15 protein-coding genes are annotated in these 15,635 nt (G+C 40.5%); 11 read left to right on the top strand and 4 right to left on the bottom strand.

All coding sequences use genetic code 11. From position 1 onward, the window contains the following. Nucleotides 1-34 precede the first annotated feature (34 nt). From rpoC to tuf, 6 genes are all read left to right on the top strand, one after another. Nucleotides 35-3,625, top strand: a complete 3,591-nt coding sequence (rpoC, locus tag KHA96_RS22360; RefSeq protein ID WP_213131551.1) for a DNA-directed RNA polymerase subunit beta' — start codon at nt 35-37, stop codon at nt 3,623-3,625. A 360-nt stretch (nt 3,626-3,985) separates the two neighbouring features. Next, a complete protein-coding gene (locus tag KHA96_RS22355) occupies nt 3,986-4,234 on the top strand; it encodes a 50S ribosomal protein L7ae-like protein (protein ID WP_213131550.1) in 249 nt (82 codons plus the stop codon). Between the two features lie 101 nt (nt 4,235-4,335). Continuing rightward, nucleotides 4,336-4,755, top strand: coding sequence for a 30S ribosomal protein S12 (gene rpsL / locus KHA96_RS22350; protein WP_213131549.1), 420 nt, complete (start codon nt 4,336-4,338; stop codon nt 4,753-4,755). A gap of 38 nt (nt 4,756-4,793) precedes the next feature. After that, complete coding sequence (gene rpsG, locus KHA96_RS22345; RefSeq protein WP_213131548.1) at nt 4,794-5,264, top strand: 30S ribosomal protein S7; 471 nt, start codon at nt 4,794-4,796, stop codon at nt 5,262-5,264. A gap of 51 nt (nt 5,265-5,315) precedes the next feature. After that, entirely contained in the window at nt 5,316-7,394 is a 2,079-nt protein-coding gene (gene fusA, locus KHA96_RS22340) for an elongation factor G (RefSeq protein WP_213131547.1), read from the top strand. 128 nt (nt 7,395-7,522) lie between these two features. Further along, complete coding sequence (tuf, locus tag KHA96_RS22335) at nt 7,523-8,710, top strand: elongation factor Tu (protein WP_213131546.1); 1,188 nt, start codon at nt 7,523-7,525, stop codon at nt 8,708-8,710. A 100-nt stretch (nt 8,711-8,810) separates the two neighbouring features. Here the strand turns inward: tuf and KHA96_RS22330 are convergent, their stop codons facing one another. Genes KHA96_RS22330 through KHA96_RS22315 form a run of 4 tightly spaced genes read right to left on the bottom strand, consistent with a single transcriptional unit; the run spans nt 8,811 to nt 12,340 of the window. Then, nucleotides 8,811-9,692 (bottom strand): metal ABC transporter permease, encoded by an 882-nt coding sequence (locus KHA96_RS22330; protein WP_213131545.1) that lies wholly within the window; start codon nt 9,690-9,692, stop codon nt 8,811-8,813. After that, the gene (locus tag KHA96_RS22325; protein WP_213131544.1) at nt 9,689-10,618 is read right to left on the bottom strand and encodes a metal ABC transporter permease; all 930 of its coding nucleotides are present in this window, start codon (nt 10,616-10,618) and stop codon (nt 9,689-9,691) included. The genes KHA96_RS22330 and KHA96_RS22325 overlap by 4 nt, the downstream gene beginning before the upstream one ends. A 15-nt stretch (nt 10,619-10,633) precedes the next feature. Next, a complete protein-coding gene (locus tag KHA96_RS22320) occupies nt 10,634-11,389 on the bottom strand; it encodes a metal ABC transporter ATP-binding protein (protein WP_213131543.1) in 756 nt (251 codons plus the stop codon). 12 nt (nt 11,390-11,401) lie between these two features. Continuing rightward, nucleotides 11,402-12,340: a metal ABC transporter solute-binding protein, Zn/Mn family gene (locus tag KHA96_RS22315; RefSeq protein ID WP_213131542.1), complete on the bottom strand. Its 939-nt coding sequence runs from the start codon at nt 12,338-12,340 to the stop codon at nt 11,402-11,404. A gap of 507 nt (nt 12,341-12,847) precedes the next feature. On the opposite strand from KHA96_RS22315, the gene rpsJ reads away from it, so the two are divergent. The 5 genes from rpsJ to rplB are packed head-to-tail and all read left to right on the top strand — an operon-like array spanning nt 12,848 to nt 15,628. After that, on the top strand, nt 12,848-13,156 hold the full coding sequence (rpsJ, locus tag KHA96_RS22310; RefSeq protein ID WP_066145209.1) for a 30S ribosomal protein S10: 309 nt from the start codon (nt 12,848-12,850) through the stop codon (nt 13,154-13,156). A gap of 36 nt (nt 13,157-13,192) precedes the next feature. Beyond that, a complete protein-coding gene (rplC, locus tag KHA96_RS22305) occupies nt 13,193-13,822 on the top strand; it encodes a 50S ribosomal protein L3 (RefSeq protein WP_213131541.1) in 630 nt (209 codons plus the stop codon). A gap of 29 nt (nt 13,823-13,851) precedes the next feature. Beyond that, the gene (rplD, locus tag KHA96_RS22300) at nt 13,852-14,475 is read left to right on the top strand and encodes a 50S ribosomal protein L4 (protein WP_213131540.1); all 624 of its coding nucleotides are present in this window, start codon (nt 13,852-13,854) and stop codon (nt 14,473-14,475) included. Continuing rightward, nucleotides 14,472-14,759, top strand: a complete 288-nt coding sequence (gene rplW / locus KHA96_RS22295) for a 50S ribosomal protein L23 (protein WP_213131584.1) — start codon at nt 14,472-14,474, stop codon at nt 14,757-14,759. The genes rplD and rplW overlap by 4 nt, the downstream gene beginning before the upstream one ends. Nucleotides 14,760-14,794: 35 nt before the next feature. Then, nucleotides 14,795-15,628 (top strand): 50S ribosomal protein L2, encoded by an 834-nt coding sequence (gene rplB / locus KHA96_RS22290; protein WP_213131539.1) that lies wholly within the window; start codon nt 14,795-14,797, stop codon nt 15,626-15,628. Nucleotides 15,629-15,635: the final 7 nt, after the last annotated feature.

Here is a 15,635-nt window from a genome sequence, read left to right as displayed (position 1 = left end):
GTAAAACCTGTAGACGAAAAGGGAGGTAGGCCCCTTGCTGGATGTTAATAATTTTGAGTATATGAAAATCGGTCTTGCTTCACCCGATAAGATCCGTTCTTGGTCTTTCGGTGAAGTGAAAAAGCCAGAAACAATTAACTATCGTACTTTGAAACCAGAAAAAGATGGCTTGTTCTGTGAACGTATTTTTGGTCCTACGAAGGACTGGGAATGTCATTGCGGAAAGTATAAGCGTGTACGCTATAAGGGAGTCGTATGTGATCGCTGTGGTGTTGAAGTAACACGTATGAAAGTCCGCCGTGAAAGAATGGGTCATATTGAACTAGCCGCACCTGTTTCACATATTTGGTATTTCAAAGGCATTCCAAGCCGTATGGGACTTGTCCTCGACATGTCCCCGCGTGCTCTGGAAGAAATCATCTATTTCGCATCCTATGTTGTAACGGATGTAGGAAATACTACTTTAGATAAAAAGCAGCTTCTTTCTGAAAAAGAATATCGTGCATACCGTGAGAAATATGGAACACAGTTCCAAGCATCAATGGGTGCAGAAGCTATTAAGAAACTTCTTCAAGATATCGATCTTGAAAAAGAAGTGGAACAACTTAAAGATGAACTCAAAACTGCCCAAGGACAACGCCGTACCCGAGCTATTAAACGCTTGGAAGTACTTGAGGCGTTCCGTCATTCAGGAAACCAACCTGATTGGATGGTTTTAGATGTTCTTCCTGTAATTCCACCTGAGTTGCGTCCTATGGTACAGCTCGAAGGTGGCCGATTTGCCACCTCTGATTTAAACGACCTTTACCGACGTGTAATCAACCGCAACAACCGTTTAAAAAGGCTTCTAGACCTTGGTGCACCTAGCATTATCGTTCAAAACGAAAAACGGATGCTTCAAGAAGCTGTCGATGCTTTGATTGATAACGGCAGAAGAGGAAGACCTGTAACGGGTCCAGGTAACCGTCCGCTTAAATCCCTTTCTCATATGTTGAAGGGAAAACAAGGACGTTTCCGTCAAAACTTACTCGGAAAACGTGTTGACTATTCCGGTCGTTCGGTTATCATCGTTGGTCCTAACTTAAAAATGTACCAATGCGGTTTACCGAAAGAGATGGCTCTTGAACTATTTAAACCTTTTGTCATGAAGGAATTAGTTGAAAAAGGATTAGCACACAATATTAAAAGTGCAAAACGAAAAATAGAGCGAGTTCAACCAGAAGTTTGGGATGTACTTGAAGATGTTATTCGTGAACATCCAGTTTTATTAAACAGAGCACCAACTCTTCATAGACTAGGAATTCAAGCATTTGAACCTACATTAGTAGAAGGTAGAGCCATTAGACTCCACCCACTCGTTTGTACAGCATATAACGCTGACTTTGATGGAGACCAAATGGCCGTTCACGTACCGTTATCTGCGGAAGCACAAGCAGAAGCACGTTTATTGATGCTTGCAGCTCAAAACATTCTAAATCCGCGTGATGGAAAACCTGTTGTTACTCCATCTCAGGATATGGTACTTGGTAACTACTACCTAACGCTAGAGCGTGAAAGTGCTGATGGGGAAGGAATGGTATTCAGAGATACGAATGAAGCCCTAATTGCGTATCAAAATGGATATGTACATCTCCATTCTCGAATTGCGATTCAAGCAAGCTCATTGAAAAATGAAAGATTTACGGAAGAACAAAGAAGCAGCTTGTTAGTGACAACTGTAGGTAAGTTGATCTTTAATGAGATTCTTCCACCATCGTTCCCGTATATTAATGAACCGACTAATGAAAATTTAGAAGGTAATACACCTGACAAATATTTTGTACCATCGACCACTAATGTTGCTGAATTTATCAAACAACAACCACTAGTGGAACCATTCAAAAAGAAAATTTTAGGGAATATCATCTCTGAGATCTTTAAACGTTTCCAAATTACGGAAACTTCGAAGATGCTAGACCGTATGAAAAACCTTGGATTTAAGTATTCAACTAAGGCAGGGATTACAGTCGGAGTATCGGATATCGTAGTTTTAGCCGAAAAAGAAACGATTTTGAATGAAGCTCAAAATAAAGTCGATAATGTCATGAAGCAATTTAAGCGTGGTCTCATCACTGAGGAAGAACGTTATGACCGTGTCATTGCTATCTGGAGTGCTGCTAAAGATACAATTCAAAGTAAACTAATGAAAACATTAGAAAAATTGAACCCTATCTTCATGATGAGTGACTCTGGAGCGAGGGGTAACGCTTCTAACTTTACTCAGCTTGCAGGTATGCGTGGTCTGATGGCCAACCCGGCAGGTAGAATTATTGAATTACCAATCAAATCTAGTTTCCGAGAAGGACTAACTGTTTTAGAGTACTTTATCTCGACTCACGGAGCTCGTAAAGGTCTTGCGGATACAGCATTGAAAACAGCTGACTCTGGATATTTAACAAGAAGGCTTGTTGATGTTGCACAGGACGTCATTGTTCGCGAAGACGACTGTGGAACAGATCGAGGACTCCTAGTAGCTGCGTTGAAAGATGGTACTGAAGTAATAGAGCCTCTCGAAGAACGCTTAATTGGTCGCTATGCAAGGAAAAAAATCGTTCATCCCGAAACAGGCCAAGTTCTTGTGTCAGAGAATGAACTTATTGACGAAGATTTGGCGAAGGAAATTGAAAATGTGGGAATTCAAGAAGTTTGGATTCGTTCTGCATTTACATGTAACACCCGCCATGGCGTCTGTAAAAAATGCTACGGCCGTAATTTAGCTACTGGCTCAGTCGTTGATGTTGGTGAAGCTGTAGGTATTATCGCAGCCCAATCAATCGGGGAACCAGGAACACAGTTGACGATGAGGACCTTCCATACAGGAGGGGTTGCGGGAGACGATATTACACAAGGTCTTCCACGTATCCAAGAGTTGTTTGAAGCACGTAATCCTAAAGGGGTTGCTGTTATTTCTGAAATTAGCGGTGTCGTTACTTCTATTTCTGAAGGACGCGATCGTCAGCACGAGATTGTTGTTCAAGGCGAGATTGAATCACGCACATATAACGCACCATATACTGCACGTTTAAAAGTTGCAGTTAATGATCATGTTACACGTGGTCATGAATTAACAGAAGGTTCCATTGATCCGAAAGAACTACTTCGCATTCGTGATGTTGCCGCTGTTCAAGAGTATTTACTTCTTGAAGTACAAAAGGTATATCGAATGCAAGGGGTTGAAATTGGCGATAAGCACGTTGAAGTGATGGTTCGCCAAATGCTTAGGAAAGTGCGTGTATCTGATGCAGGTGATACAGATGTATTGCCAGGTACACTACTTGATGTCCATCAATTTACGGATGCCAACCAAAAAGCACTGCTGGAAGGAAAACAACCTGCAACGGGTCGTCCAGTGTTGCTTGGTATTACAAAAGCTTCCTTAGAAACGGACTCTTTCCTTTCTGCTGCATCTTTCCAAGAGACAACTCGCGTTCTTACAGACGCTGCCATCAAAGGAAAGAGAGACGAATTGCTCGGCTTGAAAGAAAACGTCATTATCGGAAAGCTTGTACCAGCAGGAACTGGAATGCAACGTTACCGCAAAGCAGTTTCAGTTATGGCAGAAGACGAAGCAGTGAGTGCAGAGTAGTTTAAAAGCTTATATCATATGTTGCTAGTCGGTATAAACGCCGACTAGCAATACTTTGAATTAAAGAATAGTAAAGTTAAGTTTATATTTTAAACATAACTTTTTGCTGTCTAGCTCCAGCGCCTATCGTCTAGCAAACTTCTTGTCCTTCTCGCTTGCGTAGTCAACATCGATTCGCCTTGCAGGCTCATCGTGTTTCGTTTATCTCAGTCGAAGGCAGAAAAAGGAACGTCGACGATGGGCAAGGCGCTTACGCTTTTCTTATTATTTTTTATGTTTTTATTGACATAGAAAATGACAGATGATAATATATTCAAGGTGCTCCTATCATTATACCTGTAACTTTGGAGGATATTGAAAATGTCTTATGAAAAAGTGTCACAGGCTTCAAATGTGATCGTAGGAACAAAACAGACAGTAAGAGCTCTTAAATCAGGGCATGTACAAGAAGTTTTCGTGGCATCCGATGCGGATCCGCGAATTACGGAAAGTATTATTCACACGGCTAAAGAAATGGATGTTCCTATTACAATAGTGGACTCTATGAAAAAGCTTGGGAAAGCATGCGGCATTGATGTTGGAGCAACGACTGTTGCCATTATTTATTAAAGGTGTTTTTGCAGTTGATTCACCTGCAAAAACTTGTTTTTTGCCTTAAAAAGAACCACCTGGATGTGTGGACTTAAACAAATGTGAAGGGAGGAACAAAAATGCCTACAATTAACCAACTAGTGCGTAAAAATAGAAAATCAAAAGTAACAACTTCTGACTCTCCAGCACTTAACAAAGGTTATAACAGCTTTAAGAAAGTGAACACAAATGTATCTTCACCGCAAAAGCGTGGTGTATGTACACGTGTTGGTACTATGACTCCGAAAAAACCAAACTCAGCATTGCGTAAATATGCGCGTGTTCGTTTGACAAACGGAATTGAGGTAACTGCTTATATCCCTGGTATCGGCCATAACCTACAAGAGCACAGCGTTGTGCTTATCCGTGGAGGCCGTGTTAAAGACTTACCGGGTGTACGTTACCATATCGTTCGTGGTGCACTTGATACTGCTGGTGTTGAAAAACGTGCACAAAGCCGTTCTAAATACGGTACGAAAAAGCCTAAAGTAAAAAAATAATAAATGATTAGATAGAATCATCGAAAGGAGGAACACCGATGCCACGTAAAGGACCTGTATCAAAAAGAGACGTACTACCAGATCCGATTCACAACTCAAAGCTTGTAACACGTCTGATCAACAAGCTTATGGTAGACGGTAAAAGAGGTAAAGCACAAACTATTCTTTATTCAGCATTTGAACTTATCCAAGACCGCACAGGCAAGGATGCAATGGAAGTATTTGATCAAGCGTTGAAAAATATAATGCCAGTATTGGAAGTTAGAGCTCGCCGTGTAGGTGGTGCCAACTACCAAGTACCAGTTGAAGTTCGTCCGGACCGCCGTTCAACTTTAGGGTTGCGTTGGTTAGTAAATTACGCTCGTCTTCGCGGAGAAAAAACGATGGAAGAGCGTCTAGCTTATGAAATTATGGACGCAGCTAATAATACTGGAGCTTCTGTTAAGAAACGTGAAGACATGCATAAAATGGCGGAAGCAAACAAAGCATTCGCACATTATCGCTGGTAAGATATCATTATATAAAATTTTACTACTCATCCCAGGAAGGAGAAATACGAAATGCCTAGAGACTTCTCCTTAGAAAAGACACGTAATATCGGAATTATGGCTCATATCGATGCCGGTAAAACAACTACTACCGAACGTATTCTTTTCTATACAGGGCGCATTCATAAAATTGGTGAAACTCATGAAGGTGCTTCACAAATGGACTGGATGGAACAGGAACAGGAACGCGGAATTACAATTACATCTGCTGCTACAACAGCACAATGGAAAGGGTACCGTGTTAATATCATCGATACACCAGGACACGTAGACTTCACAGTAGAAGTTGAACGTTCTCTTCGTGTACTTGATGGAGCTGTAACTGTACTTGACGCTCAATCAGGCGTTGAGCCTCAAACTGAAACAGTTTGGCGCCAAGCAACAACATATGGTGTTCCACGAATTGTATTCGTTAATAAAATGGATAAAATTGGTGCGGACTTCCTTTACTCTGTTAAAACACTTCATGATCGTCTACAAGCAAATGCGCATCCAATTCAACTTCCAATTGGTGCAGAAGATACCTTCACAGGTATGGTTGACCTTGTAGAAATGAAAGCATGGTTCTACGAAGGAGATTCAGCACTTGATGCTGTTGAAGGAGAAATTCCTGAAGATCTGCGTGACCAAGCGGAAGAAATGCGGGCAGGCTTAATTGAAGCTGTTGCCGATTTTGATGAAGAACTTATGATGAAATATCTCGAGGGAGAAGAAATCTCTGTCGAAGAATTAAAAGCTGCTATCCGTCAAGCTACATTGAAGGTAGAATTCTACCCAGTTCTTTGCGGAACAGCGTTTAAAAACAAAGGTGTTCAGAAAGTACTTGATGCAGTTCTTGATTACTTGCCTGCACCGACTGATATTGAATCTATTAAAGGGATTGTACCTGATACAGAAGAAGAGGTTGCTCGTCATGCTGACGATAGCGAGCCATTCTCGGCACTTGCTTTCAAAGTAATGACAGACCCTTATGTTGGTCGTCTAACATTCTTCCGTGTATACTCTGGAACTTTGAACTCTGGATCTTACGTTCAAAACTCCACGAAAGGTAAACGCGAACGTATCGGACGTATCCTACAAATGCATGCCAATCACCGTGAAGAAATTTCTACTGCATATAGTGGAGATATCGCAGCAGCGGTTGGTCTAAAAGATACAGGTACGGGTGATACACTATGTGACGAAAAAGATTTAGTTATCTTAGAGTCTATGGAATTCCCTGAACCGGTTATCTCAGTTGCAATTGAACCGAAATCTAAAGCAGACCAAGACAAAATGGGTTCTGCGCTTGCGAAGCTTCAGGAAGAGGATCCTACATTCCGTGCAGAAACAAATCCTGAAACAGGTCAAGTTGTTATCTCAGGTATGGGTGAGCTTCACCTAGACATCCTTGTTGACCGTATGAAACGTGAATTCAAGGTAGAAGCAAACGTTGGTGCTCCTCAAGTATCATATCGTGAAACATTCCGTACTTCTGCTCAAGTAGAAGGTAAGTTCGTTCGCCAATCCGGTGGTCGTGGACAATTTGGTCATGTATGGATTGAATTCTCCCCTAACGAAGAAGGAAAAGGCTTCGAATTTGAAAATGGAATCGTTGGTGGGGTTGTTCCTCGTGAATATGTCCCTGCTGTACAAGCTGGACTTGAAGATTCAATGGCAAACGGTGTACTTGCCGGATACCCATTAATCGACGTTAAAGCAAGATTATTTGACGGTTCTTATCATGATGTTGACTCCAGTGAGATGGCATTTAAAATCGCAGCTTCTATGGCACTTAAAAACGCTGTGAAAAAATGTAATCCTGTTATACTTGAGCCACTCATGAAAGTTGAAGTCGTAATCCCTGAGGAATACCTCGGAGATATCATGGGTGATATTACATCACGCCGTGGACGCGTTGAAGGAATGGAAGCTCGTGGAAACGCACAAGTCGTTAAAGCGTTCGTTCCTCTTGCTGAAATGTTTGGTTATGCAACATCACTTCGTTCTAATACACAAGGTCGTGGAACTTATACAATGTTCTTTGATCATTATGAAGAAGTACCGAAATCTATTTCGGAAGAAATTATCAAAAAAAATAGCGGTGAATAATTGATTTTAAACCATTAATCAAGTATAACTACTATTAGATATGCTAGGAGTCGCTTTAAAATTTCTATTCTAGTTTTAAAGCGCCTCTCATACTTACTATTTTTCTTAAATAAAAGGAGGATTTTCAAATGGCTAAAGCTAAATTTGATCGTTCCAAAGAACATGCTAATATTGGTACTATTGGTCACGTTGACCATGGTAAAACAACTCTTACAGCTGCGATTACAACTGTTATGGCAAAGCGCGGCGGCGGAGAAGCTAAAGGTTATGACATGATCGACAACGCTCCTGAAGAGCGCGAGCGTGGAATTACAATCTCAACTTCTCACGTTGAATATGAAACTGAAAAACGCCACTATGCACACGTTGACTGTCCAGGACATGCTGACTATGTTAAAAACATGATCACTGGTGCTGCTCAAATGGACGGAGCAATTCTTGTTGTTTCTGCTGCAGATGGCCCAATGCCACAAACTCGTGAGCACATTCTTCTTTCTCGTAACGTAGGTGTTCCTTACATCGTTGTATTCATGAACAAATGTGACATGGTTGACGATGAAGAACTTCTTGAGTTAGTAGAAATGGAAATTCGCGATCTTCTTTCTGAATATGATTTCCCTGGCGACGACATTCCTGTTGTTAAAGGTTCTGCTCTTAAAGCTCTTGAAGGAGAAGCTGAGTGGGAAGAAAAAATCGTTGAATTAATGGATGCAGTTGATGAGTACGTTCCAACTCCAGAACGCGACACTGACAAACCATTCATGATGCCTGTTGAGGACGTATTCTCAATCACAGGTCGTGGTACAGTTGCAACTGGACGTGTAGAGCGTGGACAAGTTAAAGTCGGTGAAGAAGTTGAAATCATCGGTCTTGCTGAAGAATCTAGAAAAGTTGTTGTTACTGGAGTAGAAATGTTCCGTAAACTTCTTGATTATGCAGAAGCTGGTGACAACATTGGTGCCCTTCTTCGTGGGGTTGCTCGTGAAGACATCCAACGTGGTCAAGTATTAGCAAAGCCTGGTACAATCACACCACATACAAACTTCAAAGCAGAAGTTTATGTACTATCTAAAGAAGAAGGTGGACGTCACACTCCATTCTTCACAAACTATCGCCCACAGTTCTACTTTCGTACAACTGACGTAACTGGAATTGTTCATCTTCCAGAAGGCGTAGAAATGGTTATGCCTGGTGATAACGTTGAAATGACTGTTGAATTGATTTCACCAATCGCGATCGAAGACGGAACTCGTTTCTCTATTCGTGAAGGTGGACGTACAGTTGGTTCTGGCGTTGTATCAACAATCCAAAAATAATAACAATAAAAAGCAGCAAGGAATTTATTTCCCTGCTGCTTTTTTCTTCGTTAAGAACCAAGTACGTGCTTTTTCATATAAGGTTTACTTACTATAATTATCAGACAGCCTCATGAATTAATTGCTTTTGTTTTAATTTGCGCATAATAACTCCGTGTGACGGCGAAAAAAGTAGAGCAAGAATAAATATAGCTCCCGCTACACAGATCATACATCCTGCTATGGAGGCATCCAATATACTTGCGAAGTAATAACCAATAATAGAACTGACACAGCCAATGATGATTGTGTAAAATATCATTCGACTTAGTTTTTCTGTTAATAGATACGCTGTAGCAGGTGGTACGACGAGCATTCCAACTACAAGGATGGCTCCAACACTTTCGAATGAAGCAACCGTTGTAATGGAAACAAGTCCCATAAGCAAATAATGAAACAAAGCGACGGGGATTCCGACGGCAGCAGCCATTGCTGGATCAAAAGAACAAATTTTAAACTGTTTATAGAATAAAGATATAACGATTACGCTTAGCAACAAAGAGAGACCGACACCCCAAATAGCTTTCGGACCGATCCCAATACCCATAAAGTCAATCGTGTTCCATGGTACATAGGCGATCTCACCATAAAGAACACAATCTAAATCTAAATCGATATCCCTTGTGAACAAGCTGACGAGGAGAATTCCAACTGCAAATAAGGCTGTAAACACTACGCCGATTGATGCATCTGATTGCACACCGCTTTGGGTGAAGAGTTGGATGAGAAATACGGTAATAAGACCAATTATTGCAGCTCCAAACAGCATAACTAATGAGTCCCTTGACCCACTAATAAGAAAGGCGATTACGATGCCTGGAAGAACAGCATGGCTGATTGCATCTCCGATCATCGCCATTTTACGCAAGACAAGAAAACATCCAACAAGACCACAGGCACTTGCTACCAAAGCTCCAGTTACAATAATCCAAACAGCACTCACACCGTCCTCTCCTTTCCTTTTATCTTAACTTTAGATGTTTTTACTGAACGTTTCGCCAAAAGGTGTATTAGAAGTTTAGATAATAATCCTCTTCGTGGGGCAAATATGATGGATAGAATAAAGAATACGGTCGCAGCAAGGACAATGATTGGACCAGTAGGCAAGTTGTTGCCGCTCGCACTTATATACGTTCCAGCCATACCACTTAATGCTCCAAAGATTCCGGACAAGAATACCATGACGCTCAATTTTTCTGTCCAGTATCTTGCTGAAACGGCAGGGGTAACAAGCAATGAAGACATTAGCACAACACCAACTGCTTGGATGCCAATAACAACCGCCATAACAATCAGAAGCATAATCATCTGTTCTAAAAATGCAACGGGGAATCCCATTCCACTCGCAAACCCAGGATCAAAGCTCGTTATTTTAAATTCTTTAAAGAAAAGAATACATACACTTATTAATACAATGGAGGCAACGGCCATAATTAAAACATCTGATAATACTAAAGCAGCTGCTTGCCCGAATAAAAATTTATCTAAGCCGCTTTGATTTCCAGTTCCACTTTGCTGAATCTCTGTTAGGAGAACAATTCCAAGACCAAAAAAAACAGTTAGGACAATAGCTAAAGCGGAATCTTGTTTAATTCTAGTATGGCGGGTAATAAAACCGATGCCAAATGTTGCAATAATTCCTGCTATCGATGCACCTATTAAAAAGAAAAACACTGACTTTGAACCTGTTAGCATAAAGGCAATGCAAACACCTGGGAGAGCAGCATGAGATAAAGCGTCTCCCATTAATGATTGTTTTCGCAAATAGGCGAAAATGCCAATGACTCCACTGCATAATCCAAGCAACATGCTGCCAAATAAGATCCACTGTGTATTAGGATCTAAAAAGATTTTTAATTCATCAAGCATTTTGTTCACCTTCCTTTACGTAATGATCAGAGAGGATTGATTGTCGTTTTCAAGCATGGCTAGTTTTCCGCCGTATGTTTCCTGTAATTTTTCAGGAGTGAATACAATATTTGTTGGCCCAAAAGCTTTCAATTCTATATTCAACAAAAGCACCCAGTCGAAATAATCTTTAACTGTTGCAAGATCGTGGTGAACAACAAGTACTGTTTTTCCCTCAGCTTTTAGTTCATTCAATAAAGTAATAATGGCTTTTTCCGTTGCTGCATCTACTCCTACAAAGGGTTCATCCATAAAATATAACTTTGCATCCTGTGCAAGAGCTCGAGCTAAAAAAATGCGTTGCTGCTGACCACCTGAAAGTTGGCTTATTTGTCTTGCGGCGAGGTCTGCCATACCTACTTTATCTAAACACTCCATTGCAAAGTTTTTTTCCGCGCGCCCCGGTCTTTTTATCCAACCTAAATGCCCATATCGTCCCATCATGACAACATCCAATGCATTTGTCGGAAAGTCCCAATCAACGGATTCCCTTTGCGGGACATAGCCGATAATTTTTCGCTGAAGACGATAAGGACGTCCATATATTTCTACAGATCCAGTTAGACGGGGAATTAATCCTAGTGCAGCTTTGATGAGGGTGGATTTCCCGGCCCCATTCGGTCCTACGATTCCAATTAATTTTCCTTCCGGTACGTCGAAAGTAATATTTCGAAGTACCGGTTTTTTTTGATAAGCAACAGATAAATCATTTATATTTAATGGAGAATTCATAGCCATTCCCTCCTATTTAAGTGCGTTAACAATTGTATTTACGTTATGACGGATCATACCAATATAAGTTCCTTCAGGGGTTCCGTCTTCGCCCACTGCATCGGAGAATAATTCTCCTCCAATTTCGACCTTATGTCCTTTTTTGCCAGCTCCTTGTATGACAGCATCAATCGCTTTACGCGGAACACTCGATTCAATAAACACAGCTTTAACTTTGTTATCCACTAAATAATCACGTAATTCAATTAGATCTTTCGTGCCTGCTTCTGATGCAGTACTAATTCCTTGCAACCCCATTACCTTAATTCCGTATGCATCTCCAAAGTACCCAAAAGCATCATGTGCTGTAACAAGTACTCGCCCTGATTCAGGAATAGTAGAAATTTTTTCTTTAACTTCATAATCTAGTTCCTCTAATTGCTTTAAATAGTTGGCCGCATTTTCTTGATAGTCTTCTTTATGAGCTGGATCATATTCAATTAAGCTATCGCGAACGCTTTCTGTCGCCTTTATCCAATGTGCCACATTAAACCAAATGTGAGGGTCATATTCTGTTTCCATCTCTTCGTCCCCTAAACGTAGAGTGGATCGATCAATATTATCAGATATTGCAACGGTTGGTTTTTCTTTAGCCATTCTTTCGAAGATTTCAACCATTTTTCCTTCAAGATGAAGCCCGTTATAAAAGATAACATCCGCTTGATCCAACTTTTTAATATCTCCTTGAGAAGCTTTATATAAGTGTGGATCTACTCCAGAACCCATGAGACCTACTGCATTTACATGCTCTCCACCAACCTCTTTAACGACATCAGTAATCATTCCAATTGTGGCTGTCACATTCACTATGCCATCACTGTTGTTCTTAGTGGCATTCGCGTTTGAACAAGCTGTTGTTGCGGAAATGATTAAAAATAGCATAAACGTGGTTAAAATAAATTTTTTTTTCATTCTCCTATTCTCCTACTTTCTTTTTTATAATGAGTAAGTAACGTTTCCACTCGATTGAGAATGACTAGCGGAAGTACTTACAAAGCCTTTTTATAAAATATTAGCCGAATCAAATTAATATTACCTTATGACAATAAGTTTCCCTAATGCAACTTATTAACCATATTATACATACGTCGAAGTTTTGTAAACTCTTTTCATAAAAAAATTTTCTGTAAAGCTAAAAAACAGTTCTATATATAATAAGGAATATTAATGGAGTTTCTAAAAAATCTACTATTGATATTGTGCTTTCACATCTGTATAATAAAACAGGTGCGAAAAATAGTGATTTTATTCATTAAATATTGCATTGACCAACTAATCTATGTATAATAAATAATGTTGGTTTTTGACTGCTATGATGTGGAAGGTTGCTGACACACCCGGCCGCTTTGCCATGGCGAGTGTGTGGGAAATTTTCACGGAGTATGTCTATTTTAAAATAGGCGAAAAGGAGGGAAAGTAATGGCAAAACAAAAAATTCGTATTAGATTAAAGGCATATGATCATAGAATTCTTGATCAATCAGCTGAGAAGATTGTTGAAACAGCAAAACGTTCAGGTGCAAATGTCTCAGGACCAATTCCATTGCCAACTGAGAAAACTGTATACACAATTCTTCGTGCGGTGCACAAATATAAGGATTCTCGTGAGCAATTCGAAATGCGCACACATAAACGTCTAATTGACATCATCAATCCTACACCACAAACTGTAGATTCATTGATGAGATTAGACTTGCCGTCAGGCGTTGACATTGAAATCAAACTATAATTTATAAATTTAATTGGAAATCAGGAGGTGTGACTCATGACCAAAGGAATCTTAGGAAGAAAGATCGGAATGACGCAGGTTTTTGCTGAGAATGGTGAATTGATCCCTGTAACAGTAATTGAAGCTGCTCCAAACGTTATTCTTCAAAAGAAAACAGTTGAAACTGATGGATATGAAGCAGTCCAGCTTGGATTTGAAGACAAGCGTGAAAAGCTAGTAAACAAACCGGCAAAAGGGCATTTTGCTAAAGCAAATACTGCACCTAAGCGCTTCGTCCGTGAATTTGACGGAATTAATTTAGATGAGTACGAAATTGGTCAGGAAGTCAAGGTTGATATTTTTGCAGAAGGCGATTTAGTAGATGTATCTGGAATCTCTAAAGGTAAAGGATTCCAAGGTGTAATTAAACGCCATGGACAATCACGCGGACCTATGTCCCACGGATCTCGTTACCATCGTAGACCAGGTTCTATGGGAGCTGTTGACCCAGCGCGCGTATTTAAGCAAAAAGCGTTGCCAGGACGTATGGGTGGAGAAAGAATTACAATTCAAAACCTTCCTATAGTAAAGGTTGATACTGAGCGTAACCTTATCTTAGTAAAAGGGAATGTTCCGGGACCTAAAAAAGCTATGCTTGAAATCAAAACAGGAATTAAAGTGAAATAAATATCGTTTAAAGAAAGGAGGAAATAGGAATGCCGAAAGTAGCAGTATATAGCCAAGCTGGATCAAAGGTTGGTGAAATCGACCTTAATGAATCCATTTTTGGTATTGAACCTAATAACCATGTTCTTTTCGAAGCGATCGTTATGCAAAGAGCTTCATTAAGACAAGGTACATCAAAAGTAAAAAACCGTTCTGAAGTTCGCGGTGGCGGTCGTAAGCCATGGCGTCAAAAAGGAACAGGCCGTGCTCGCCAAGGTTCTATCCGTTCACCACAATGGCGCGGAGGCGGTACAGTATTTGGTCCAGTTCCACGCAGCTACAGCTACAAACTTCCTAAGAAAGTACGCCGTTTAGCAATCAAATCAGCACTTTCTGCTAAAGTTTTGGAAGAAAGCGTAGTAGTATTAGAATCATTGAATTTTGAAGCACCAAAAACAAAAGAATTTGTAAACGTACTTGCTAACCTTCCAGTTGGCAAAAAAGCGCTCGTCGTAACAGAAGTGCTTAACGAGAATGTTGCGTTATCTGCAAGAAACATTCCTGGAGTGACAGTCGTTGATGCGAATAACGTATCCGTATTGGATGTTGTTAGCCACAACACGCTGATCATGACTAAAGCCGCAGTCGAAAAAGTAGAGGAGGTGCTTGGATAATGGATGCACGTGATGTATTAAAGCGCCCCGTTATCACAGAACGATCTACTGATATTATGGTCGATAAAAAATATACGTTCGAAGTAGACGTAAAGGCGAATAAAACGCAAGTGAAGGATGCAGTTGAAAGCATCTTCGGAGTTAAGGTTGAAAAAGTAAACATAATGAACTACAAAGGCAAGTTTAAGCGTATGGGCCGTTTCGGTGGCTATACAAATAAACGTCGTAAAGCGATAGTTACATTAACAAAAGACAGCAAGGAAATTGAATTGTTCGAAGTATAATCACGCAATAAAAAAAGTTCAGAGGAGGGAAAAAAATGGCGATCAAAAAATACAAACCTACCTCAAACGGACGTCGTAATATGACAGCTTTGGATTTTTCTGAAATCACAACTGATAAACCAGAGAAGACTTTACTAGAGCCTCTTCATAGAAAAGGCGGCCGTAACAACCAAGGTAGAACTACAGTTCGCTTTCGTGGCGGTGGTCATAAGCGCCAATACCGTATCATTGACTTTAAAAGAACTAAAGATGGTATACCAGGGCGCGTTGCTACAATTGAGTATGACCCAAACCGTTCCGCTAACATCGCACTAATCAACTATCATGATGGTGAGAAACGCTATATTTTAGCACCTAAAAACTTGAAAGTCGGCATGGACATCATGTCTGGTCCAGATGCTGATATTAAAGTAGGAAATGCACTTCCACTTGCTAACATCCCGGTTGGTACTGTTGTGCATAATATTGAATTAAAACCAGGAAAAGGTGGACAATTAGTCCGTTCTGCAGGTACATCTGCACAAGTTCTTGGTAAAGAAGGAACAAAATACGTGTTGGTGCGTCTTAACTCAGGCGAGGTTCGCATGATCCTTGCAACTTGCCGTGCTTCTATCGGTCAAGTGGGCAACGAACAACATGAACTTGTAAATATCGGTAAAGCAGGTCGTTCACGCTGGTTGGGCAAACGTCCACACGTACGCGGATCTGTTATGAACCCGAACGATCACCCACATGGTGGTGGTGAAGGCCGTACACCAATCGGTCGTAAATCACCTGTTACACCTTGGGGCAAACCAACTCTTGGTTATAAAACTCGTAAAAAAGCAAACAAGTCAGATAAGTTTATTGTACGCCGTCGTAAAAAATAACGGGATG

This window comes from Bacillus sp. FJAT-49711, from assembly GCF_018343715.1.
In the GTDB taxonomy this organism is placed as follows: Bacteria; Bacillota; Bacilli; order Bacillales; family Bacillaceae_C; genus Lederbergia.
This window is presented reverse-complemented; position numbering and strand designations above follow the sequence as displayed.

What these genes read in the sequence shown, in the direction of transcription:
- KHA96_RS22355 (WP_213131550.1), top strand. Translation starts at nt 3,986, where the DNA reads ATGTCTTATGAAAAAGTGTCACAGGCTTCAAATGTGATCGTAGGAACA.
- rpsL (WP_213131549.1), top strand. Translation starts at nt 4,336, where the DNA reads ATGCCTACAATTAACCAACTAGTGCGTAAAAATAGAAAATCAAAAGTA.
- rpsG (WP_213131548.1), top strand. Translation starts at nt 4,794, where the DNA reads ATGCCACGTAAAGGACCTGTATCAAAAAGAGACGTACTACCAGATCCG.
- fusA (WP_213131547.1), top strand. Translation starts at nt 5,316, where the DNA reads ATGCCTAGAGACTTCTCCTTAGAAAAGACACGTAATATCGGAATTATG.
- tuf (WP_213131546.1), top strand. Translation starts at nt 7,523, where the DNA reads ATGGCTAAAGCTAAATTTGATCGTTCCAAAGAACATGCTAATATTGGT.
- KHA96_RS22325 (WP_213131544.1), bottom strand. Translation starts at nt 10,618, where the DNA reads ATGCTTGATGAATTAAAAATCTTTTTAGATCCTAATACACAGTGGATC.
- KHA96_RS22320 (WP_213131543.1), bottom strand. Translation starts at nt 11,389, where the DNA reads ATGAATTCTCCATTAAATATAAATGATTTATCTGTTGCTTATCAAAAA.
- KHA96_RS22315 (WP_213131542.1), bottom strand. Translation starts at nt 12,340, where the DNA reads ATGAAAAAAAAATTTATTTTAACCACGTTTATGCTATTTTTAATCATT.
- rpsJ (WP_066145209.1), top strand. Translation starts at nt 12,848, where the DNA reads ATGGCAAAACAAAAAATTCGTATTAGATTAAAGGCATATGATCATAGA.
- rplC (WP_213131541.1), top strand. Translation starts at nt 13,193, where the DNA reads ATGACCAAAGGAATCTTAGGAAGAAAGATCGGAATGACGCAGGTTTTT.
- rplD (WP_213131540.1), top strand. Translation starts at nt 13,852, where the DNA reads ATGCCGAAAGTAGCAGTATATAGCCAAGCTGGATCAAAGGTTGGTGAA.
- rplB (WP_213131539.1), top strand. Translation starts at nt 14,795, where the DNA reads ATGGCGATCAAAAAATACAAACCTACCTCAAACGGACGTCGTAATATG.